We start from the raw sequence: 21,730 nt of genomic DNA, 5'->3' as shown, positions 1-21,730 counted from the left end.
ATGGCAATGGAAAAACTGATTGTAAAAGGCGCCAGGGCCCATAACCTGAAGGATATTGATGTCACCATCCCGAGGGATAAGCTTGTGGTGCTGACGGGGCTTTCCGGATCCGGGAAGTCATCCTTGGCCTTTGATACGATATATGCAGAGGGGCAGCGCCGCTATGTGGAATCTCTTTCCGCCTACGCGCGCCAGTTCCTCGGCCAGATGGATAAGCCTGATGTCGATGCCATTGAAGGGCTGTCGCCGGCAATCTCCATCGACCAGAAAACAACAAGCAGGAACCCAAGATCGACTGTCGGCACCGTGACGGAAATCTACGATTATCTGCGGCTGCTGTTCGCCAGGGTCGGCCGTCCGACATGCCCGATCCATAATGTGGAGATATCCTCCCAGACAATCGAGCAGATGGTCGACAGGATCATGGAATATCCGGAAAGAACGAAGATGCAGGTCCTTGCTCCGGTCGTTGAGGGCAGGAAGGGAACCCACGTCAAGGTTCTTGAGGATGTGAAAAAGCAGGGCTATGTCCGTGTCAGGGTCAACGGAGAAATGCATGACCTGGGCGAAGACATCACATTGGAAAAAAATAAGAAACACAGCATACAAGTAGTCATTGACCGTGTGGTCGTGAAAGAGGGCGTGGCAGCAAGGCTGGCTGACTCTCTTGAAACGGCGCTTAAGCTCGGTGAAGGCAAAGTCATCATTGATGTAATCGGAGAGGAAGAGCTCCTCTTCAGCGAAAACCATGCCTGCCCGCACTGCGGCTTCTCCATCGGTGAGCTTGAACCGAGAATGTTCTCCTTCAACAGCCCATTTGGTGCCTGCCCATCCTGTGACGGGCTCGGCAGCAAGCTTGAAGTGGATGTTGATCTTGTCATTCCAAACCGCGGACTATCTTTAAGGCAGCATGCCATCGCCCCTTGGGAGCCGACAAGCTCCCAATATTACCCTCAGCTGCTTGAGGCAGTCAGCAGTCATTTGGGAATTGACATGGACATGCCTGTACAGGATATACCGAAGCATTTGCTTGATAAGCTTCTTTACGGAGCAAAAGGGGAAAAGATCTATTTCCGCTATGAAAACGACTTTGGCCAGGTAAGGGAAAACTTTATTGAGTTTGAAGGCGTTATCCGCAATGTTGAAAGGCGCTTCAAGGAAACAAGCTCTGATTATATCCGCGAACAGATGGAAAAGTATATGGCCCAGCATCCCTGCCCAGCCTGTAAGGGCAACCGCCTGAAACAGGAAAGCCTTGCTGTCCTGATTGCAGGCGAGCATATTGGGAAAATTACATCATTGTCCATTGAAGAGGCAGAAGACTTTTTTGAAAATGTCATTCTCTCTGAGAAAGAACGGCAGATTGCCAATCTCATCTTAAGGGAAATAAAAGAAAGGCTTGGTTTTCTCATCAACGTAGGCTTGGATTATCTGACACTAAGCCGGGCAGCAGGCACGCTGTCAGGCGGCGAAGCACAGCGCATCCGTCTTGCCACTCAGATCGGTTCCCGCCTTACCGGTGTCCTTTATATCCTGGATGAGCCGTCAATCGGCCTTCATCAGCGCGATAATGACAGACTGATCGATACGCTGAAAAATATGCGTGATATCGGGAACACGCTCATTGTCGTCGAGCATGATGAGGATACAATGATCGCAGCCGATTACCTTATTGATGTCGGCCCTGGAGCGGGCGTGCACGGCGGCCAGATTGTTTCCCAGGGTACGCCTGCAGAGGTAATGGAAGATCCGAATTCCTTGACCGGCCAGTATTTGTCAGGCAAGAAGTTCATCCCGCTGCCGCTTGAACGGAGAAAAAGCGATGGACGTTTCATTGAAATCAAGGGTGCACAGGAAAACAATCTGAAAAACGTAAATGCCAAATTCCCGCTTGGCACGTTTACTGCTGTCACTGGTGTTTCCGGTTCCGGGAAAAGTACGCTGATCAATGAGATCCTCCATAAAACGCTGGCGCAAAAGCTTCACAAAGCCAAAACAAAGCCAGGGGAGCATAAGGATGTCAAAGGGATTGAGCATCTTGATAAGGTCATTGACATCGACCAGTCGCCGATCGGACGGACACCGCGCTCTAATCCGGCAACCTATACTGGCGTCTTTGATGATATCCGCGATGTATTCGCCTCTACCAATGAAGCAAAGGTCCGCGGATACAAAAAGGGGCGTTTCAGCTTCAACGTAAAAGGCGGAAGATGCGAGGCGTGCCGCGGAGACGGAATCATCAAGATTGAGATGCATTTCCTTCCTGATGTGTATGTCCCTTGCGAGGTATGCCATGGGAAACGCTATAACCGCGAAACTCTTGAAGTAAAGTATAAAGGGAAAAATATATCTGACATCCTGGATATGACAGTTGAGGACGCGCTTGAATTCTTTGAAAATATTCCAAAGATCAGCCGCAAGCTCCAGACAATCTATGATGTTGGCCTCGGCTATATCACACTTGGCCAGCCGGCAACGACATTGTCCGGAGGGGAGGCCCAGCGGGTAAAGCTGGCTTCTGAGCTTCACCGCAGGTCAACCGGCCGCTCTTTCTATATTCTGGATGAGCCTACCACAGGGCTCCATGTCGATGATATCTCCAGGCTGCTCACCGTATTGCAGAGGCTTGTTGAAAACGGGGATACAGTCCTGGTCATCGAGCATAATCTCGATGTCATCAAGGCTGCCGACTATATAGTCGACCTTGGACCAGAAGGCGGCGATAAAGGCGGGACCATCATTGCCCAGGGCACTCCGGAAAAAGTGGCTGAAGCAGAAGGCTCCTATACCGGCAAATATCTAAAGCCCATCCTGGACAGGGACCGCATCCGCATGCAGAAGCTGGTCAAAGAAAGAGAAACAAGCATATCAAAAGCATAAAACCAAAAGCGAGTTCCGCAGTTACTGTGGGCTCGCTTTTTTAGTAAGATGGAATTACTGCTGGATATTGCCAGATTGCCTGCTGCTGAATCGGGTAAATGAACCTTAATTAGAAAAGGAAGGTTCATGATGAAAAAGTATATTTGGATGATTATCGGATTTATTTTGCTTATTGGCTCTGCCGTCGCCATCCAGGTAAAAAATACTGTTTCGCATGATGGCGAGACAGAAATCGTGGCACTCGGGGATTCTCTCACCTATGGGTATGGCGATAAAAACGGAGAAGGGTATACCGGCAGGCTTGAGGGAAAATTGGACAAGATTTATGAGGAAAACGTTGAGGTTGAAAACTTTGGAATCTATGGACAGGATACACTGAACGTCAAAAGGCAGCTGATTACCCCGGCTGTTTTAAAAGAGGTGCAGGAGGCAGACATAATCATTATTTTTATCGGTACAAATGACCTGCTTCATGCAAATGGCGGGGACCTGGCACCACTCCACAAAGAAAGGCTTCAGAAGGCAGAAGAAATTTATAGGGGAAACCTGGAAGAGATAGTCCAGTGGACAGAGCGGAATAACCCTGAGAGTCCAATCCTTTTGCTTGGCCTCTATAATCCTTATCCAGGCAATGAAAAGATAGGCAGCATCATAGAGGGCTGGAACGAAAAAGTAAAAGCAGCAGCTGCCAGCCATCCTCATGTCAGCTGGGTTCCTACGGACGATCTGTTTAAGGGCAAGAAGAAAAATCTTTATTTCTATGATTCCCTGCATCCCAATGCCCGCGGATATGACCTGATTGCTGACCGGGTGGCACAGGAATATGCCAGGCTGCAGGAAGATTGACACTACACTGTAAACGAATAGAAAAAGGGCTGTAAACTGCAGCCCTTATAATAGAGAAAAAGAGTTTACAAGGGGGCAGCCCATGCATTCTTATATTGAAGATTCCCTTAATGAATGGAAAGAGGATATTTCCAAGGTATTGGACCAGATCAACCAGGATTATGAAGAAGTTAAAAGGGAATTGCAGGTGTATACATACAAATACGGGATCACGAAGCAGGTTATACAATCAACGGTCAATGATGAGATTATTGAGACAATCCGGGAGCAGTACCACAGGCCATTTGAGGAGAAATATAATGAGCTGAAGGGCTCGGTCCGGGATCTGGAAGAAAAGCGCAAGGTATTCCAGATGTTTGTCCATAAAATTGATGAAGTAAGCAGAAAGGGAGCCGCGAAAACTGTTTAGGCTGGCTCTCGAAGGGGCACTGGAAATCAGTGCTTTTTTATTTGGCAGCTGGGGCAGGGACTGTGTTGATTTTGGCTAGTTGCTAATAAAACGTGAAAGTTGCGAGTATACCCGGAAAGTTGCTAATAAACTTTAAAATTTGCTAATAAATATTACTCCAGGTATTACGATACTGTAAGCGGACATTATTTGTCCTCTTTTCGGGTTTTATGAAGGTAGTACGAATTCTTTCATTTTTGTGCTATTTTTAAAAAATCATGAGTCACTTCATTATTTTCAGCTTCAGTGAAACTTTTAAAGCGCCTGTGCGTAAGTATTATCAAGGAGTTGAAAATGATGGATTCTAAAAAGGTGCTTTCGGCATTAAGTTATTTTAGTGTGTTTTTTGCAGGATTTATTTTCCCGCTCGTGGTTTTCTTTGCATCTGAAAATCCTTTTGTAAAAATGCATGCTAAAAAGGCATTTTTGTCGCATCTGATCCCTTTGATAGCCCTGCCGGTCATTTTTCTGGCAATTCCTTTTGAGCTTTTCTCCAATCCAAATGAAGTTCCGGTTTTTTTCCTGATTGGAATTGGCCTTTCAGTCATTCTTAGCTTGATTGTTGTGATATGGAATATTGTCAAGGGCGTGCAGATATTGGCTGCAAAAGAGTAGTGAACAACTATATCGAGGAGGCATTTGCATGAAAGATGAGAGAAAAAGGATTTTAAAAATGGTCGAGGACGGAAGCCTGCGTGCTGAGGAGGCGCTTCTTCTGCTTGAGGAACTGGAAAAGGCGTCGAAAACGATGGAGAAAAAAGAGGAAAAGCTTCATAGTGAATGGGGAAGCCAAACCTATTTTGAAGAAGCGAAGAAACAGCAGCAGGACACTGCCCAATACAAGTTCCACTATGCTAAGGAAAAAATCATTGAGTTTGTGGATACTGCTTTCCAGAAGATTAAGGATGCCGATCTGGATTTTAATTTCGGCCCTGCACTTGAAGTATCTCATGTGTTCCAGCAGAATGATGTCAGATTATCCGAAATTGAAATGGAAGTGGCGAACGGAAAACTGACGCTGATTCCCTGGGAACAAAATGATGTCCGCATTGACTGCCGGGCTAAGGTGTACCGCGGTGAAACACATGATGAAGCCCGCCAGAATTTTTTAAGAGATGTCCTTTTTACGGCAGACAATGGGCGGCTGCTGTTTTCAGCGCAGCAGAAATGGATGAAAGTTGAGGCCGCTGTGCATATTCCAAAGGAGCAGTATGACAGCATCCGGATCAGAATGTTCAATGGACCGGTAGAAGGCAGCGACCTGGCTGTGAAAAAACTGAAGGTCAAGTCAGCGAACGGAAAAATCACACTGGAAAAGCTTAATGCGAGCCACCTTGAAGCTGAGGCAGGTAATGGCCAGATCTCAGTAACTGGCAGCACCATGGATCATATTGAAGCAGAAACCGTCAATGGGGCGATAAAAGTAGCAGGAGATTATAAAAGTGCTGATCTTCAATCCTTTAACGGCAATATCCATTTACATGTTAAAGGAGACAGATGTGAGCGTCTCGAAGCTGAAGCTGTCACCGGGACAGTTGATGTGTATCTTCCATCCGGGACGCCTGTCAATGGTGATTTAAGAACCAATCTCGGAGGCTTCCAGCTTGAGCTGGATGGAATCCAGGTGGTGGAGGAAAAATCAGAAATGGTGCAGAAAATGCTCAGATTCCAATCTGTTAAAGACCCTGCAGCTGCCATTGATTTGAGGGCTAAGACCAAGACAGGGTCAATTGCTGTTAAAACTGGTGATTTTGTTAAATAATATAAGAATAAGCTGCGGCCAGAAGCGATGCTTCTGGCTTTTATCCATAAAAGAGGTGATGGACCGTGAGATGGCTGATCGGCATCTTGATCAATGCAGTTTTATTTGCCGCTCTGGCAGGATTTTTCCGTGATTCGTTTTATTTAGAAAGCTTCGGTGCAGCTCTTGGGGCAAGCTTCATTCTGTCCCTGCTGAATGTTTTGGTGCGGCCGATTCTGATTATCTTGACTTTGCCTGTGACACTTTTGTCGCTTGGCCTGTTTTTATTTGTTATCAATGCTGTTACTTTGCTGCTGACTGATGGGATTATGGGGAGCTCTTTTGAAATTGATGGTTTTGGGATGGCTTTTTTGGTAGCTGTTATTATGTCGGTTGTTAATTTGGTTATTCAGAGGACGGTTATGGATCGGAAGGAAAACTGAAGGAGTGGCGGGACTTTTAACGAAAAGATCCGTCATTTTGAAAACAGTCAGGTTACTGCTGTTAATGAGGCTGTTGATCTGCGCTGCAGGCACTTCGCTTTCCGCGGGGCGGAGTTGAGCCTCCTCACCGCTACGCGTCTGCGGGGTCTCAACATTTCCGCTATCTCCCGCAGGAGTCTGCGTGCCTTCCACTCCGATCAATGGGTTTTTAGAATTTATCTGCATTAGCAAAAGGGAGAGACCAAAGCTCTCTTTAAATGGGGGCTGTTGATCTGCGTTCCGGGCACTTCGCTTTCCGTGGGGCGGCGCTGAGCCTCCTCACCGCTGTGCGTCTGCGGGGTCTCAGCTCTGCCGCTGCAATCCCACAGGAGTCTGCGTGCCCTCCACTCCGATCAACACGTTTCTAAAATTTTGGCAACTTTATTAACCAGACAGGCCAGCGATCTATTAGTTCGATATTTGGATATAAATAAATTCATATTAGCAAAAGGGGTACGGAAGCAATATGCCGCACCCCTTTTTGTTTATAAATAATAGGTCTGAGTATGAAGAAACTCCACCCTTTGCTCTTCTTTTCTTAGGAGTAAGTAATATATGCCGGTACGCCGTTCTCTCTCAGTTTTCCGGCGAGGGATTGAGCATTTTTTAGTTGGGAGAAGGCTCCTGCCTGGACTTTGTGGAGGCCGCCTGCTGGTTTGTAAAAAGATAGGAGTGCCTTGCCAATGGTTTCCCCGCAGAGCTGCTGGTATTCTTTGGATTGCAGCAGACCGCATTCTGTTTTATTGGTCATGAAGCCGCATTCGATGAGGATGGCTGTCATGCTGGTTTTTCTTAATACATGGAAGTCGGCGGTTTTGACTCCCCGGTCGGCCAGACCGGTTTCTTTAACGAGTTCTGCCTGGACGGAACGGGCAAGCCTTACTGCTTCTGCAGGCCGGGAGGTGTGGACATATGTTTCGATTCCGTTTGCGCTGTTCCAGCCTGTCCCGTAAGCGTTGGCATGGATGGAGATATAGCAGTCTGCTTTCCATCGGTTGGCCATGCCTGTTCTTTCGGATAATGGGATGTCCCATTCGTCGGAATGGCAGTCCATGACGGTGAATCCGGCCTGTTCGAGGAGTTTGCGGCAGTAGTGGGCGGCCTGGCGGTTGAATTCGTATTCTCTGAAGCCGTCGGGGCTTCTTTTTCCAGGGGTTTCGTAGCCGTGTCCTGCGTCGAGTATGATTTTCATTTGTTTCCCTCCTAAATGATTTGTTCACTTACTATATAGGGGGAAAAGGGGATTTAGGACATGGTGAGGGTGAAAAAATTTTTGGGTAACTATGTAGTATGGTTCTTTGGATGTAGTCTGTTGATCTGCGCTCCAGGCACTTCGCTTTCCGCGGGGCGGCGCTGAGCCTCCTCAGAGCAAGCTCTTGCGGGGTCTCAGCTTTGCCGCTGCAATCCCGCAGGAGTCTTCGTGCCTTCCACTCCGATCAACAGGGTTTTAGTAATTTTATAGGATCTCAAAATAATTTAAAGAAATTGATACGTCCTAACGAATAGCAATTTAGCGTTTTAATACTTATACATAACCGCTAAACCCTCTCATCCCCTCCGCATTGTATGAATAAATTTATACCGGTCAGCCCGGTAAGCGGATTGGACGAATTCGAAGGGAGTGCCGTCCGAGAGCCGGGTTGTGCGGAGGATGAGAAGGATGGGAGAGCCTTCATGTATGGAGAGAAGGCCGGCCTCCCGGCTCTTGGCGCCGGCTGCTTCAATTTCCTGTTCTGCTTCTGCGATGGACAGGGATAGGCGGTTTTCGGCGTATTCGTAAAGGGAATTGGCCAGGTCCTTTTCTGTCAGGCCGGGCATGAGCGTCTCAGGAATATAGTTGGTTTCTATTGCCATAGGGAGTCCGTCGGCCAGGCGGATCCTGCTGATTTCATAGACTCTGCTGCCCTCGGCAATCTGGAGGCGGGATGCAATGCCGCCGGGAGCGGGCAGTGTCTGAAAGGAAAGGGTCCGGCTGCTCGGCTTCATCCCGCGCATCAGCATATCCTCCGTGAAACTTGTTAATCCCTGTAGCTCCTGCTCGACTTTTTGTTTGTTGACAAATGTGCCGCGGCCCTTTTCCCGGTATAGGAGGCCTTCCCTGACAAGATTGCTGATGGCCTGCCTGACGGTCATCCTGCTGATCTGGAATTGCTCGGCATATTCCCGTTCGGATGGTATGGCTTCTTCTTCCTGCAGGGTACCTTCCCTGATCTGCTTTTTCAGCTGTTCTTCCAGCTGATGATAGATGGGGATAGGTGAATTTTTATCAATCATATGAATGTCTCCTTATACCTTTTGCAGTGCCTCTGCGTCAGCCACGATTGTCACATGCGGATGCAGCTGGAGGGCGGAGGCAGGGAATTTTTCATCCGGCTTTCCGTTCAATAGATGATAGACGGCTTCGGCCTTTGATTTGCCTGAAGCAAGCAGCAGGATTTCCCTGCTGTCCAGGATGGAGGCGATGCCCATCGTGATGGCCTGGTTTGGAACTTCTTCTATGCTGGAGAAAAAACGGCTGTTTGCTTCGATCGTGCTTTCATCAAGATCTACGACATGGGTCCTGCTTGAAAAGGGGGTTCCTGGTTCATTGAAGCCGATATGGCCGTTCTGCCCGATGCCGAGCACCTGAAGGTCGATTCCGCCAAGCATATTGATTTGCCTGTCATAGCGCCTGCATTCCTCTGCCAGGTCAGCAGCCAGGCCATTCGGAATATAAGTCTGGCTCACAGGTATGCCGATATGCTTGAACAGATTTTCATTCATGAAGGTGTGATAGCTGTTTTTATCTTCCTTAGGCAGGCCGATATATTCATCAAGATTGGCTGTATGGATATTTTTATAAGAAGTCCGGTTTTCCTTATAGTCCGCTGCTAAGCAATCGTACAGCCCTTTAGGCGTGCTGCCGGTTGCAAGGCCCAGTGTGAGGGAAGGAGCCGATTTGATTTTTTCCAGGATAATCTGGCAGGCAATCCTGCTCATATCCTGGTAGTCTTTTGCTTGGACAATTTTCATCATTCTACCTCCAAATGGTTATGTGCGACTTTTCCGCGGCAGATTGTCAGTACAATATCCATGTTTTCGTTCAGGACAGTAAGATCTGCATCTTTTCCTTCTGCAATGCTGCCTTTGCGGTCGAATACTTTCAGCTGCCTTGCTGGGTTTTCGCTGGCCAGCTTGACTGCTTCAGCTAATGTGATATCCGCAAACTTCGTCATATTTTTAACAGAGTCCTTCATTTTCAGAATGCTTCCCGCAAGTGTGCCGTCCTCAAGCAAGGCCATTCCATCCTTGACAGTGACATCCTGGCCGCCGAGATCATAGGTGCCGTTTTTTAGGCATTTTGCCCTCATAGAATCGGTGATCAGCACCATTCCATCCATCCCCTTGCTGTTTAATGCAAGCTTAATCATTTCAGGCCGCACATGGACTCCATCTGCGATCATTTCCACGATCAGCTCTTTAAAGAGGAGAGCTGCGCCTGCTGTGCCGGGTTCGCGGTGATGAAGTCCCTTCATGCCATTGAAAAGGTGGGTTACATGGGTCGCACCTGCTTCCACAGCCTCCCTGACTTCTTCATAGTCAGCATCAGAATGCCCGATGGAAGCAACAACGCCTGTTTCGGCAAGGTGGCGGACCAGTTCTTTGCCGCCTTCCAGTTCTGGGGCAAGGGTGACGAGCTTGATCAGCTGTCCGGCTTTTTCCTGCCAGGATTTGAATAAATCAACATCACTTTTCAGAATATGCTCAAGCGGCTGGGCACCTTTTCTTTTTTCACTAATAAAGGGACCTTCGAGATGGATGCCGAGCATTTCGGCCGCCGCTCCCTCGGGCTTGTATGCTGCCGCATTGGCCAGTGCCTGTTCAATCAAGGATTTTTCCTGTGTAATAGTGGTCGCCAGGAAACTTGTTGTCCCTTCAGCGGGAAGAGTCCGGGCTATCGTCTGTAATGCTTCAGGTGTGCTGTCCATCGTATCGGCCCCGCCTGCTCCGTGGATGTGAAGGTCGATAAAGCCCGGTGCCAGGGTTGCGCCGGCATCCAGCTCTATCGTTTTATCTGCAGGCTTGCCGCCAAATTCATCTGCTGGGCCGAAGCTCTTAATCGTACCGTCTTCAACCAATACATATCCATTATCTATTATTCCATCCTCTGTCAGCACTCTGCTGTTTTTTAAAAGTAGGGAATTCATGTATGACATCTCCGTTCTGAATCCTGATATTTTATATTTCCATGATAAAATAAACATATATAGTTGTCTATACCAATTATGTATCCTTTATGTAAAGGTTTTTGAAAAAATCAGATAGCACAATTTGGTTCTGCGGGGAAAAATGCTACAATAAGATGAAACTTTATTGTGTAGTTTCTCCAATTGAAAGAAACCATTCATTATAATAGACCTTATAAGGCTCATTCCGCAAAAGGAGGACAACAGCGTGGCAAAAGTGCGAACAAAAGACATCATTGAGAAATTTAATTTAGAGCTGATCAGCGGGGAGGAAGGGATCAACCGGCCGATTACGACAAGTGATATTTCCAGGCCCGGGCTTGAAATGGCGGGCTTTTTCGACTATTACCCTGCAGAGCGCATCCAGCTGATTGGCAAGACTGAGCTGAGCTTTGCAGAGAAGCTGAGTGACGCTGACAGGCATAACCGGATGGAATCGCTCTGTACTGATATTACGCCAGGCATCATCATTACAAGGGATATGGAAGTGCCGGAAGGGCTGATTGAGGCTTCGGAAAGGGAAGCAGTGCCTGTTATGCGTTCCAAGCAGAAAACCACCAGGTTCTCAGGCCTTTTGACAAATTTCCTTGAAAGCAAGCTGGCCCCGACGACCGCGGTGCATGGCGTGCTTGTCGATATATACGGAGTGGGCGTGCTCATTACGGGCAAGAGCGGCGTAGGTAAAAGTGAAACGGCCCTTGAGCTTGTGAAAAGAGGACATCGCCTTGTTGCTGATGACTGCGTGGAAATCCGCCAGGAAGATGAAGATTATCTTGTCGGGACCTCGCCGGAGCTGATTGAGCATTTGCTTGAAATCAGGGGGCTTGGCATCATAAATGTAATGACCTTGTTCGGTGCAGGTGCTGTCCGGAGCAATAAGCGCATTTCCCTCGTCATGAATCTTGAGCTGTGGGATCAGAAAAAACAATATGACCGCCTTGGCCTTGATGAAGAGAAAATGAAGATCATTGACACAGATATCACGAGGCTTACGATCCCAGTACGCCCGGGGCGGAACCTTGCTGTCATCATTGAAGTGGCCGCAATGAACTTCCGTTTGAAGCGAATGGGCGTCAATGCCGCAGAACAATTCACAAGCCGCCTGTCTGATGTGATCGAGGACGGAGACAACGATTAGGATTACCTATATAAATAGAGAGTTTCTGTAAGGGGATTCTGCAAAAAAAGGAGAATGATTATGGAAGAAAATATCCAGCCGCTTGATCCGATTGCTTTTTCGCTCGGTCCCATCCAGGTCCACTGGTACGGTCTGATTATCGGGGCGGGGATTGCACTTGCTTTATGGCTGGCCATGCGCGAAGGGGAAAAGCGCGGGCTGCAGAAGGAATTGTTTGCCGATCTGATGCTGTGGGCGATTCCTATCGCGATTTTGTCTGCAAGGCTGTATTATGTCATTTTTGAATGGGACTATTATGCACAAAACCCTGCCGAGATCATTAAGATCTGGCATGGGGGCATCGCCATTCACGGGGCACTGATCGGCTCTGTCATCACTGCCTATGTTTTTGCGAAGAAGAAGGGCATCTCTTTCTGGCAGCTGGCTGACATCACTGCGCCGAGTATTATTCTCGGCCAGGCTATCGGCCGCTGGGGCAACTTCATGAATCAGGAAGCACATGGCCGTGAAGTGACACGTGCATTTTTGGAAAATCTTCATCTTCCGCAGTTCATCATAGATCAGATGTACATAAACGGAACGTACTACCACCCGACCTTCCTGTATGAATCATTATGGAATATAGCCGGATTTGTTATCCTCCTGTCTTTAAGAAGAGTGAATCTGCGCAGGGGCGAGCTTTTCCTTACGTATGTCATCTGGTACAGCATCGGCCGCTTCTTCGTTGAAGGGATGAGGACGGACAGCCTGATGCTGACAGAGAGCCTCCGTATGGCGCAGATGATTTCCATCGTCCTTGTCATCGGAGCCATTGTGCTCATCGTCTTCAGAAGAACAAAAGGCTACGCAGACAAGAGATATTTAGATAAGAGCGCTAAAGCTCAATAGTATAAAAACAAAGGGAGGAGAGAAACATGCTGTTCGGCACGCTCAAACGAGGATTAGCTGCAGGGCTTAAAACGACATGGTCACTGGGAAAAATCATTTTCCCTGTCACGCTGATCGTAGCGCTGCTTCAATATACGCCAGTGCTTCCCTGGGTAATCAAGATGATAACGCCGCTGATGGGCCTGCTTGGACTGTCTGGCGATGCGGCCATTCCGCTTGTGCTGGGAAACTTCCTGAATCTGTACGCAGCCATCGGGGCCATCCTGACATTGGATCTTTCGGTGAAGGAAGTATTCATCATTGCGGTCATGCTGTCCTTCTCGCATAATATCCTGATTGAATCCAGTGTGGCGCTCAAGGTGGGCGTCAAGCTCTGGATTATCCTGCTGGTACGTTTCGGCCTGGCCATCCTGTCTGCCGTGGTAATCAACCTGGTATGGCACGGCGGCTCTGAGCTTGCCCAGTACGGCATGATCCCGGCAAAGGAAGAACAGGCAGCAGGTGTTACTGCCATTCTTTTAGAAGCGGTAACCAAGGCCGGTTTGGGGATTCTGCAGCTCGCCATCATCGTCATTCCGCTGATGATTGGTATACAGCTGCTGAAAGACTTGAAATGGCTGGATGTTTTTTCAAAATGGATGGCGCCTGCAACAAGAGCGCTGGGGATGAAAGAGAACACCTCGACCACTTTGGCCGCCGGCCTGATTTTTGGCCTGGCATACGGGGCGGGTGTCATGATACAGGCTGTCAAAGAGGATGGAGTCAGCAGGAAGGATGTTACCATCGCGTTCATCTTCCTGGTCGCATGCCACGCGGTAATCGAAGATACACTTATTTTCCTTCCGCTGGGCATTCCGGTGCTGCCGCTGCTCCTGATACGTCTCGGAACAGCCATCGTACTGACTTTGGCGGTCGCGTTTTTCTGGAACCGCCGCTCCCAAATGGCCAGCAATAGAAAGGAAGCTGCTTTGTGAACGAAAACATAAACACGATTTTATTTGATCTTGACGGAACATTGATCGACACGAATGAACTGATCATCGCCTCATTCCTTCACACGCTTGAAGGCTATTATCCAAACAAATATAAGCGGGAGGATGTACTCCCGTTCATGGGTCCGACCCTGCATGAGACTTTTGCCAGCATTGATGAAAGCAGGGTTGAAGAGATGATCGGCAAATACCGCGAGTTCAATCTTGCCAACCATGATGTGCTTGTCAAAGAGTTTGAGGGTGTGTTTGACACAGTCCGAACCTTGAAGGAATCAGGCTACAAGCTTGGCATCGTCACGACGAAGGTAATGCCTGTCGTGGAAAAAGGACTGAAGCTGACAAACCTGAATCAGTTCTTTGAGGTTATCGTGGCACTGGACCATGTGGAGAAACCAAAGCCCGATCCAGAGCCGATTTTTAAGGCGCTTGACCTCCTCGGCTCCCGTCCGGAGGAAGCTATCATGGTCGGCGATAACCACCATGATATCCTTGCCGGGCATCATGCAGGCACCAAATCAGCAGCTGTCGCCTGGTCGGCTAAGGGCAGGGAGCATCTGATGCAGTACAAGCCTGATTTTATGCTGGAGAATATGGCTGACCTCCTCGATATCCTGGAGGACTATAAAGGATGAGAAAGACAGTCAGGCATCCGGTTGAGGGCGCCAATTCCCTTTGGCATGTGTACAAAACGGTCCCGTTCGCGAAGGTTGTAAAAAATTTCATCGTCATACAGCTGGCCCGGTACACCCCTTTTCTCGGTTTGAAAAACTGGCTGTACCGCACATTCCTGAAAATGAAGGTCGGAGATCAGACTTCGTTTGCGCTAATGGTGATGCTGGATGTGATGTTCCCGGAGAAAATAAGCGTCGGACGGAACACAGTCATCGGCTATAATACAACCATCCTTGCGCACGAATATTTAATCCGTGAATACCGCCTCGGTGAAGTGAATATCGGCAGCGAGGTCATGATCGGCGCCAACTCAACCCTTCTGCCCGGCATCACGATTGGAGACGGGGCAATCGTCTCCGCCGGGACCCTTGTCCACAAGGATGTCCCGCCCGGCAGCTTTGTCGGAGGAAATCCGATGCGCGTCATTTATACAAAAGAAGAGCTTCAAAAGCGCTGGCAGGATGATCCAATCTACGGCCAGGCTGAGTGAGGAAAAGGCTTCATTAACTTCGGTTAATGGGGCTTTTTTTTAGAGAAGGCTGCAGGGAAGCTGCAAAATGCAGACTCGCAAATAAATCGGGAAACTCGCAAATAAAAATGAAAACTCGCAAATAAAATCTAATTCCCGCAAATAAAACAAAAAACCCGCAAATAAACCCGCCAGAACCTGCTGCTCCTTCAATCCAATCCCCTCAATTAACCGTACCATCAGCTTTTCCACGGATACATCCCCCTGATTTTCAGAAAATAAGCATTAATGGTTGACGCCTGCTGGAAACAGCGATAAACTACTAATAACTTCAATTCGATAACATATTAGCGAACTAAAGGATTTTGAACTTTTGGATTTAGAGGTGGAATTCAATGAGCCGTTTATTTATGTTTGAAAAGCCATTAGGCATGCGTGATACATTGCCTGAAATATACGAAACGAAAAGCAGGGTCCGCTCTTCCATTGAAGATGAGATGAAGAGCTGGGGCTATCAGTTTATGGAAACACCGGCGCTTGAATATTATGAAACCGTCGGTTCGGCTTCGGCAACAGTTGATCAGCAGCTGTTTAAGCTCTTGGACCAGCAGGGCCACACACTTGTGCTCAGGCCTGATATGACAGCCCCGATTGCCCGGGTGGCTGCATCAAGGCTCCTGAAGGAAGACCTTCCATTGAGGCTTGCTTATTCAGCCAATGTGTTCCGGGCCCAGCAGAGGGAAGGCGGACGCCCGGCTGAGTTTGAGCAGATCGGCGTCGAGCTGATCGGCGATGATTCAATCAGTGCGGATGGAGAAGGGCTGGCTCTCCTCATCAGCTCGCTGAAGAAAGCGGGATTGGAGGACTTCCAGCTATCTGTCGGCCATATCGGCTTTGTACAGGAGTTTTTCCGCCAGGTTCTTGGGACAGAAGATAGGGCCAATGAATTAACGAGATTTCTTTATGAAAAAAATTATGTCGGGTACCGGGAGCATGTGAAGAATCTCCCGCTGTCTTCTATAGATAAGCAGCGCCTTCTGGATTTCCTTCAGCTCAGGGGCGGCCGTGAAGCCATTGAGCAAGCGTTCAGCCTGATTGAAAATAATAAGGGCAGGGAAGCGATCGTCCAGCTTGAACGTCTTTGGGACACAATGGCCGATTTTGGCGAAGGTGAAAAAATCAAGCTTGATTTGACGCTCGTCAGCCATATGAGCTATTACACAGGCATCTTATTTGAAGTATACGCCGGGAATGTCGGCTTTCCGATCGGCAATGGAGGCCGCTATGATCTCCTGCTGAAAAAGTTCGGGAAAACCTCAGGAGCGACCGGCTTTGCCATCCGGCTTGACCGCCTGCTTGAGGCACTTGGCGGAGCAGGTGAAAAAGATCCGCAGCATTGCATCATCTTCAGCGCCGAGCGCAGGCGCGAGGCATATGAAAAAGCGAAGGATATGCGGAAATCAGGGATCAAGGCTGTGCTTCAGGACATCAGCGGCGTCAAAAATCTGGACGCGTGCACAAGCCAATATGATGATATTACCTTTTTAGTCGGAAAAGCCGGGAAGGAGGAGCAGCAATGAAGGACCTGCTGACAATTGCGATGCCGAAAGGGCGGATATTCGAGGAGGCTGCAGAGCTGCTGCGCCAGGCCGGCTTTGATCTGCCGGCCGAATTTGATGACTCACGCAAGCTGATCATCGATGTGGAAGAAGAAAAATTTCAATTTATCCTTGCAAAGCCGATGGACGTACCGACCTATGTAGAGCACGGAGTCGCCGATCTTGGGATTGCCGGAAAGGATGTCATGCTCGAGGAAGAGCGGGATGTATATGAGCTCCTCGACCTCCAAATCAGTGCCTGCTATCTTGCTGTAGCAGGAATTCCTGGTACAAAAATGAATGAAGTCGCGTCGAAAGTGGCGACTAAATATCCGAATGTTGCCGCTGCTTATTTTCGTGAGCAGGGGGAACAGGTTGAAATCATCAAGCTGAACGGCTCCATTGAGCTGGCTCCGCTGATCGGACTTTCCGACAGGATCGTCGATATCGTTTCAACAGGCAGGACGCTCAAAGAAAACGGATTGGTTGAGTACGAGCAGATCGTCGGCATCACATCCAGGCTGATAGTCAATCCGGTCAGCTACCGGATCAAGGACAAGCGGATCAGCGAGATCGTCGACAAGCTGAGCAGAGTCGTGAATGAACAGGCAGCTCTATAAGCTTTTGCTCCAAGGAGGAAAACAGGATGAAAATCATTAAAGTATCAGAAGATATTTCTATTAAAAGATCGGTCGACAGCGGTACGGAAGAGCAAAGAAAAGCTGTTAAAAGCATCATTGCCGAGGTCCGCAAAAACGGTGACGAAGCAGTCCGCAGCTTCACGGAAAAGTTTGATGGTATCCAGCTTTCCTCCTTTGCGGCCTCATCTGCTGAAGTTGAGGAAGCCTACAGCACAATCGACCCTTCTATCCTGGAGGTGATCAAGGAGGCTGCAGCCAATATCCGGAGCTTTCATGAGAAGCAGCTTAGGCCTTCCTGGATGACTACGGATGAAAATGGGACGATGCTCGGCCAGAAGGTGACACCGCTTGATTCAGCAGGCTTGTATGTTCCGGGAGGCACTGCTGCCTATCCTTCCTCTGTCCTCATGAATGTGATTCCGGCAAAAGTGGCAGGAGTAAGAAGGATTGTCATCACCTCCCCGCCAGGCCGCGACGGAAAGCTCCCTGCTGCAGTACTTGTGGCTGCAAAGGAAGCAGGTGCAGAAGAGGTCTACAAGATCGGCGGTGCCCAGGCAATAGCTGCATTGGCATATGGCACAGAGTCCATACAGCCGGTTGATAAAATTACAGGTCCGGGGAATATCTTCGTTGCACTCGCTAAAAGGGAAGTCTTCGGAGATGTGGATATTGATATGATCGCCGGTCCAAGTGAGATTGCAGTGCTTGCCGACGATACGGCCAGAGCAAACGAAGTGGCTGCCGACCTGCTGTCACAGGCAGAGCATGATCCGATGGCCTGCAGTGTTCTGGTTACCACCTCCGCAAATCTGGCTGAAAAGGTGGCAGAAGAAGTGGAACGGCAGCTTGCAGATCTGCCGCGCCGGGAAATTGCAGCCCAATCGATTAAAGACTTCGGTGTGATTTATGTTGCGGAAACAATGGAAGAAGCGGTTGAAACAGTAAACCGGCTGGCGCCGGAGCATCTCGAGGTCCTGACTGAAAACCCCATGGAGCTGCTCGGCCAGATCAGGCATGCCGGAGCCATTTTTCTGGGCCGGTTCAGCCCTGAGCCTGTCGGCGACTATTTTGCCGGTCCGAATCACGTACTGCCGACGAACGGGACAGCCCGTTTCTCAAGCCCGCTTAATGTGGAGGATTTTCAGAAAAAATCGAGCATCGTTTATTATAGTGAAAAATCGCTTCAGGGTAATGGAGCAAAAATTGCTTCCTTTGCCAGGCTTGAAGGCCTGGAAGCCCATGCGCGGGCAATCGAGGAGCGCCTGAACAACAAGGAGGAAAAATAAATGGCAAGAACGGCATCTGTTGAACGGAATACTAATGAAACACAAATAGCTCTATCCCTTGATATCGATGGAGAAGGACAATCCAAGCTGGAAACGCCTGTCCCATTTATGACGCATATGCTCGACCTTTTTGCCAAGCACGGGCAATTCAATCTGACAGTTGAAGCGAAGGGCGACACAGAGGTGGATGACCACCATACCACAGAGGATATCGGCATTTGCCTCGGCCAGGTGCTGAAGGAAGCACTTGGAGATAAAAAAGGGATCAAGCGGTACGGCAACGCGTTTGTACCAATGGATGAAGCCCTCGCGCAGGTAGTCGTTGACCTGAGCAACCGTCCGCACCTGGAAATCAGGGCAGACTTCCCGAGCCAGAAGGTCGGCACCTTTGATACAGAGCTTGTCCATGAATTCCTGTGGAAGCTGGCTCTTGAAGCACGGATGAACCTGCATGTGATCGTCCATTATGGCCAAAATACGCATCATATTATTGAAGCAATCTTTAAGGCGCTTGCAAGGGCGCTAGATGAAGCAACGACAATCGACCCAAGAATTAAAGGAGTTCCGTCAACGAAAGGGATGTTATAAAATGATCGGCATCATTGATTATGGAATGGGTAATCTGTTCAGCGTAAGCAAAGCACTGGAGCGGCTTGAAGTCCCTTACTTTTTATCAGAAGACCAGGAGGAGCTGAAAAAAGCCGATGGGCTGATCCTTCCAGGAGTAGGCAGCTTCAAGGATGCGATGGACCGGCTTAATGCTGCCGGGCTGACAGGGATGATCCAGGAATATACCGCGGCAGGAAAGCCGCTCGCCGGCATCTGCCTTGGCATGCAGCTTTTATTCGAAAGCAGTGAGGAAAATGGCTATACAGAAGGCCTTAAACTTTTGCCTGGTAAGGTTGTACGTTTTCCGGGAGAAGATGACCACGGCGAAAAATACAAGGTACCGCATATGGGCTGGAACAGGCTTGAGTTCATCAGCTCTTCACCGATTTTTAAGAACGTGGAAGAAGGCTATGTTTACTTTGTCCATTCCTATTATGCAGAGCCGGGCGATCATGATGTCGTTATTGCGAGAAGCTTCTATGATAAGGAAGTACCTGCTGTGGTCGGCAGGGACAATGTCTTTGGGATGCAGTTCCATCCGGAAAAAAGCAGTTCCCTTGGCATGGAGCTGCTGCGGAACTTTACGATGATAGCCAGCAAAGGAGGAGAGTCACTATGAGCTTTACAATCTATCCGGCCATTGATATGAGAGCAGGCAAATGTGTCCGCCTGCTGCAGGGGGATTATGAGAAGGAAACGGTGTACGGCGATTCTCCGTTCGATATGGCGAAATCATTCGCAGATGCCGGTGCACAATGGATACATATGGTAGACCTTGATGGTGCAAAAGATGGAAAGCGTGTAAATGACTCTTTTGTCATAAAAGCTGCGCAGGAACTTGATGCAAAGGTCCAGATAGGCGGGGGGATCAGGACAGAGGAGGATATCGCCCACTATCTCGATAATGGCGTATCCCGTGTGATCATCGGCAGCATTGCTGTCTCTGATCCTGAATTTGCTGAAGAGATGATCCGCAAGTACGGCGATAAAATTGCGGTCGGTCTTGATGCGAAGGATGGCTATGTTGCGACACACGGCTGGCTTAACACTTCCGGTGTAAAGGCGGCTGAGCTTGGGAAGCGGTTTGCTGATGCAGGAGCAGAGACTTTTATTTTTACCGATATCGCGACAGACGGGATGCTGTCCGGACCAAATGCGGAGGCTGTCAGGCAGCTCGCGGCAGCAACCGGAAAAAGCGTCATTGCTTCAGGGGGCGTTAGCAGCCTTGCTGATTTGGCAGCATTGAAGGCATATGAGGCTGAGGGCGTTTCCGGCGCGATTGTCGGGAAAGCCATCTATGAAGGCCGGTTCACGGTTGAGCAGGCGCTGAAAGAGGTGGCCCGCTGATGCTGACAAAACGGATCATTCCATGCCTTGATGTAAAGGAAGGGCGGGTTGTAAAAGGGATCCAGTTTGTACAGCTCCGCGATGCCGGCGATCCGGTCGAGCTGGCCCGCTTTTATGACCAGCAGGGGGCTGACGAGCTTGTCTTCCTGGATATCTCTGCCTCACATGAAGGCAGAAAGACAATGACCGAAGTCGTGAAGGCGGTCGCTTCAGAGCTGGCCATCCCTTTTACGGTCGGCGGCGGAATCAATGCGCTTGAAGATATGAAAAGAATCCTCAGGGCTGGAGCTGATAAGGTTTCATTGAATACGGCAGCTGTAAACAATCCGGAACTGATCAGGGAAGGAGCAAGCTTTTTTGGATCACAGTGCATCGTTGTCGCAATTGATGCAAAGTATGATCCTGAGCTTGGATCCTGGAAAGTATACACTCATGGTGGCCGCAAGGAGACAGGCCTTGAAGTAATTGAATGGGCAAGGCAGGCTGTTGAGCTTGGCGCAGGTGAGATCCTGCTGACCAGCATGGATGCCGACGGCGGGAAAAACGGGTTTGACCTTTTATTAACGAAAGCAGTGAGTGAGGCGGTCAGCGTACCGGTCATTGCATCCGGCGGGGCCGGCAACAGTGCCCATTTTGCTGATGCCTTTACAGAAGGAAAAGCAGATGCGGCTCTTGCTGCTTCGATTTTCCATTATAAAGAAACATCAGTCAGCGAAGTAAAACAATTTCTAAAAGAAAAAGGGGTGACGGTCCGATGAATCCAGATGAACTGAAATTCGATGAAAACGGGCTGATTCCGGCGGTTGTCCAGGACCGGATAACGAAGGAAGTACTGACTCTGGCCTATATGAACCGTGAATCTTTGTCTCTTTCCATTGAAAGCGGAGAAACATGGTTTTACAGCAGATCCCGCCAGGAGCTGTGGCATAAGGGAGCAACCAGCGGAAATACGCAGAAGATTGCAGAAATCAAATATGACTGCGATCAGGATGCCCTTGTCGTGCTTGTTGAGCCAGCCGGTCCTGCATGCCATACAGGCGCTGTCAGCTGCTTCAATGAAACTGTCTATCAGGCAGAAGGACTGACAGAGGGTGTACAGGACAGCTACAGCATCCTTGCCGAGCTCGAGCAGGTAATCGAACAGCGGGAAAAAGAGCGTCCGGAAGGGGCCTACACAACCTATCTGTTTGAAAAAGGCGTAGATAAAATCCTGAAAAAGGTTGGCGAGGAATCAGCAGAGGTCATCATCGCGGCTAAAAACCGCGATCAGGAAGAGCTCAAATGGGAAAGCGCCGATCTCCTTTACCACCTGCTCGTCCTCTTGCGCGAGCAGAAGCTGCCATTCAAGGAAGTGCTTGGTGTGCTGAAAGAACGGCATGAAAGAGGATAATGATAGTAAGGACCGGCCTGAGGGCCGGTCTTTTTTAAAATTGGTAAAAAATGTATTTTAAGTAGAATAAAGCCGAT

24 protein-coding genes are annotated in these 21,730 nt (G+C 49.0%); 19 read left to right on the top strand and 5 right to left on the bottom strand.

All coding sequences use genetic code 11. The features are described from left to right. From uvrA to ACQCVH_RS10355, 6 genes are all read left to right on the top strand, one after another. On the top strand, positions 1–2,880 hold the full coding sequence (gene uvrA, locus ACQCVH_RS10380) for an excinuclease ABC subunit UvrA (protein WP_426835602.1): 2,880 nt from the start codon (positions 1–3) through the stop codon (positions 2,878–2,880). 129 nt (positions 2,881–3,009) lie between these two features. Further along, positions 3,010–3,726: an SGNH/GDSL hydrolase family protein gene (locus ACQCVH_RS10375; protein WP_426835601.1), complete on the top strand. Its 717-nt coding sequence runs from the start codon at positions 3,010–3,012 to the stop codon at positions 3,724–3,726. An 82-nt stretch (positions 3,727–3,808) separates the two neighbouring features. After that, a complete protein-coding gene (locus tag ACQCVH_RS10370) occupies positions 3,809–4,135 on the top strand; it encodes a hypothetical protein (protein ID WP_426835600.1) in 327 nt (108 codons plus the stop codon). Between the two features lie 336 nt (positions 4,136–4,471). Next, positions 4,472–4,789: a magnetosome magnetite crystal formation protein family gene (locus ACQCVH_RS10365; RefSeq protein ID WP_426835825.1), complete on the top strand. Its 318-nt coding sequence runs from the start codon at positions 4,472–4,474 to the stop codon at positions 4,787–4,789. A gap of 28 nt (positions 4,790–4,817) precedes the next feature. Next, positions 4,818–5,936, top strand: a complete 1,119-nt coding sequence (locus ACQCVH_RS10360; RefSeq protein ID WP_426835599.1) for a DUF4097 family beta strand repeat-containing protein — start codon at positions 4,818–4,820, stop codon at positions 5,934–5,936. A 65-nt stretch (positions 5,937–6,001) separates the two neighbouring features. Beyond that, positions 6,002–6,358, top strand: a complete 357-nt coding sequence (locus ACQCVH_RS10355) for a phage holin family protein (protein WP_426835598.1) — start codon at positions 6,002–6,004, stop codon at positions 6,356–6,358. 577 nt (positions 6,359–6,935) lie between these two features. Here ACQCVH_RS10355 and ACQCVH_RS10350 read toward each other — a convergent pair. From ACQCVH_RS10350 to nagA, 4 genes are all read right to left on the bottom strand, one after another. Further along, positions 6,936–7,589, bottom strand: a complete 654-nt coding sequence (locus tag ACQCVH_RS10350) for an N-acetylmuramoyl-L-alanine amidase (RefSeq protein ID WP_426835597.1) — start codon at positions 7,587–7,589, stop codon at positions 6,936–6,938. Positions 7,590–7,945: 356 nt separating this feature from the next. Beyond that, on the bottom strand, positions 7,946–8,671 hold the full coding sequence (locus ACQCVH_RS10345; RefSeq protein WP_426835596.1) for a GntR family transcriptional regulator: 726 nt from the start codon (positions 8,669–8,671) through the stop codon (positions 7,946–7,948). A gap of 12 nt (positions 8,672–8,683) precedes the next feature. After that, positions 8,684–9,409, bottom strand: a complete 726-nt coding sequence (gene nagB / locus ACQCVH_RS10340; RefSeq protein ID WP_426835824.1) for a glucosamine-6-phosphate deaminase — start codon at positions 9,407–9,409, stop codon at positions 8,684–8,686. Then, positions 9,409–10,584 (bottom strand): N-acetylglucosamine-6-phosphate deacetylase, encoded by a 1,176-nt coding sequence (gene nagA / locus ACQCVH_RS10335; protein ID WP_426835595.1) that lies wholly within the window; start codon positions 10,582–10,584, stop codon positions 9,409–9,411. The genes nagB and nagA overlap by 1 nt, the downstream gene beginning before the upstream one ends. 247 nt (positions 10,585–10,831) lie before the next feature. Here nagA and hprK point away from each other — a divergent pair, with 247 nt between their 5' ends. The 5 genes from hprK to ACQCVH_RS10310 are packed head-to-tail and all read left to right on the top strand — an operon-like array spanning position 10,832 to position 14,803. Next, entirely contained in the window at positions 10,832–11,761 is a 930-nt protein-coding gene (gene hprK, locus ACQCVH_RS10330; protein ID WP_426835594.1) for an HPr(Ser) kinase/phosphatase, read from the top strand. A gap of 60 nt (positions 11,762–11,821) precedes the next feature. Then, positions 11,822–12,649 carry a prolipoprotein diacylglyceryl transferase gene (gene lgt, locus ACQCVH_RS10325; protein WP_426835593.1) on the top strand — a complete coding sequence of 276 codons (828 nt, stop codon included), beginning with the start codon at positions 11,822–11,824 and terminating at the stop codon, positions 12,647–12,649. 26 nt (positions 12,650–12,675) lie between these two features. Beyond that, the gene (locus tag ACQCVH_RS10320) at positions 12,676–13,623 is read left to right on the top strand and encodes a nucleoside recognition domain-containing protein (RefSeq protein ID WP_426835592.1); all 948 of its coding nucleotides are present in this window, start codon (positions 12,676–12,678) and stop codon (positions 13,621–13,623) included. Beyond that, the gene (gene ppaX, locus ACQCVH_RS10315) at positions 13,620–14,273 is read left to right on the top strand and encodes a pyrophosphatase PpaX (protein ID WP_426835591.1); all 654 of its coding nucleotides are present in this window, start codon (positions 13,620–13,622) and stop codon (positions 14,271–14,273) included. The genes ACQCVH_RS10320 and ppaX overlap by 4 nt, the downstream gene beginning before the upstream one ends. After that, positions 14,270–14,803: an acyltransferase gene (locus ACQCVH_RS10310; RefSeq protein ID WP_426835590.1), complete on the top strand. Its 534-nt coding sequence runs from the start codon at positions 14,270–14,272 to the stop codon at positions 14,801–14,803. Before ppaX ends, ACQCVH_RS10310 begins: the two co-directional genes overlap by 4 nt. A 39-nt stretch (positions 14,804–14,842) precedes the next feature. Here the strand turns inward: ACQCVH_RS10310 and ACQCVH_RS10305 are convergent, their stop codons facing one another. Then, positions 14,843–15,034, bottom strand: coding sequence for a hypothetical protein (locus ACQCVH_RS10305; protein WP_426835589.1), 192 nt, complete (start codon positions 15,032–15,034; stop codon positions 14,843–14,845). A gap of 143 nt (positions 15,035–15,177) precedes the next feature. Between ACQCVH_RS10305 and ACQCVH_RS10300 the strand changes: the two genes are divergently transcribed. The 8 genes from ACQCVH_RS10300 to hisIE are packed head-to-tail and all read left to right on the top strand — an operon-like array spanning position 15,178 to position 21,653. Continuing rightward, on the top strand, positions 15,178–16,362 hold the full coding sequence (locus ACQCVH_RS10300; RefSeq protein ID WP_426835588.1) for an ATP phosphoribosyltransferase regulatory subunit: 1,185 nt from the start codon (positions 15,178–15,180) through the stop codon (positions 16,360–16,362). Then, on the top strand, positions 16,359–17,000 hold the full coding sequence (gene hisG / locus ACQCVH_RS10295; RefSeq protein WP_426835587.1) for an ATP phosphoribosyltransferase: 642 nt from the start codon (positions 16,359–16,361) through the stop codon (positions 16,998–17,000). Before ACQCVH_RS10300 ends, hisG begins: the two co-directional genes overlap by 4 nt. Positions 17,001–17,026: 26 nt before the next feature. Then, complete coding sequence (gene hisD, locus ACQCVH_RS10290; RefSeq protein ID WP_426835586.1) at positions 17,027–18,307, top strand: histidinol dehydrogenase; 1,281 nt, start codon at positions 17,027–17,029, stop codon at positions 18,305–18,307. Continuing rightward, positions 18,308–18,895, top strand: a complete 588-nt coding sequence (gene hisB / locus ACQCVH_RS10285; protein WP_426835585.1) for an imidazoleglycerol-phosphate dehydratase HisB — start codon at positions 18,308–18,310, stop codon at positions 18,893–18,895. It abuts the gene before it with no gap. A 1-nt stretch (position 18,896) separates the two neighbouring features. Further along, positions 18,897–19,535, top strand: coding sequence for an imidazole glycerol phosphate synthase subunit HisH (gene hisH, locus ACQCVH_RS10280; protein WP_426835584.1), 639 nt, complete (start codon positions 18,897–18,899; stop codon positions 19,533–19,535). Further along, complete coding sequence (hisA, locus tag ACQCVH_RS10275) at positions 19,532–20,263, top strand: 1-(5-phosphoribosyl)-5-[(5-phosphoribosylamino)methylideneamino]imidazole-4-carboxamide isomerase (protein ID WP_426835583.1); 732 nt, start codon at positions 19,532–19,534, stop codon at positions 20,261–20,263. Before hisH ends, hisA begins: the two co-directional genes overlap by 4 nt. Continuing rightward, positions 20,263–21,021 carry an imidazole glycerol phosphate synthase subunit HisF gene (gene hisF / locus ACQCVH_RS10270; RefSeq protein WP_426835582.1) on the top strand — a complete coding sequence of 253 codons (759 nt, stop codon included), beginning with the start codon at positions 20,263–20,265 and terminating at the stop codon, positions 21,019–21,021. The genes hisA and hisF overlap by 1 nt, the downstream gene beginning before the upstream one ends. Further along, complete coding sequence (gene hisIE, locus ACQCVH_RS10265) at positions 21,018–21,653, top strand: bifunctional phosphoribosyl-AMP cyclohydrolase/phosphoribosyl-ATP diphosphatase HisIE (RefSeq protein WP_426835581.1); 636 nt, start codon at positions 21,018–21,020, stop codon at positions 21,651–21,653. Before hisF ends, hisIE begins: the two co-directional genes overlap by 4 nt. Positions 21,654–21,730: the final 77 nt, after the last annotated feature.

Origin of the sequence: Bacillus infantis (genome assembly GCF_050107595.1) — a bacterium.
GTDB classification, from domain to species: Bacteria; Bacillota; Bacilli; order Bacillales; family Cytobacillaceae; genus Bacillus_AB; species Bacillus_AB infantis_C.
Note: the sequence above shows the minus strand (reverse complement) of the source record. Positions and strands in the feature narration are given on the sequence as shown.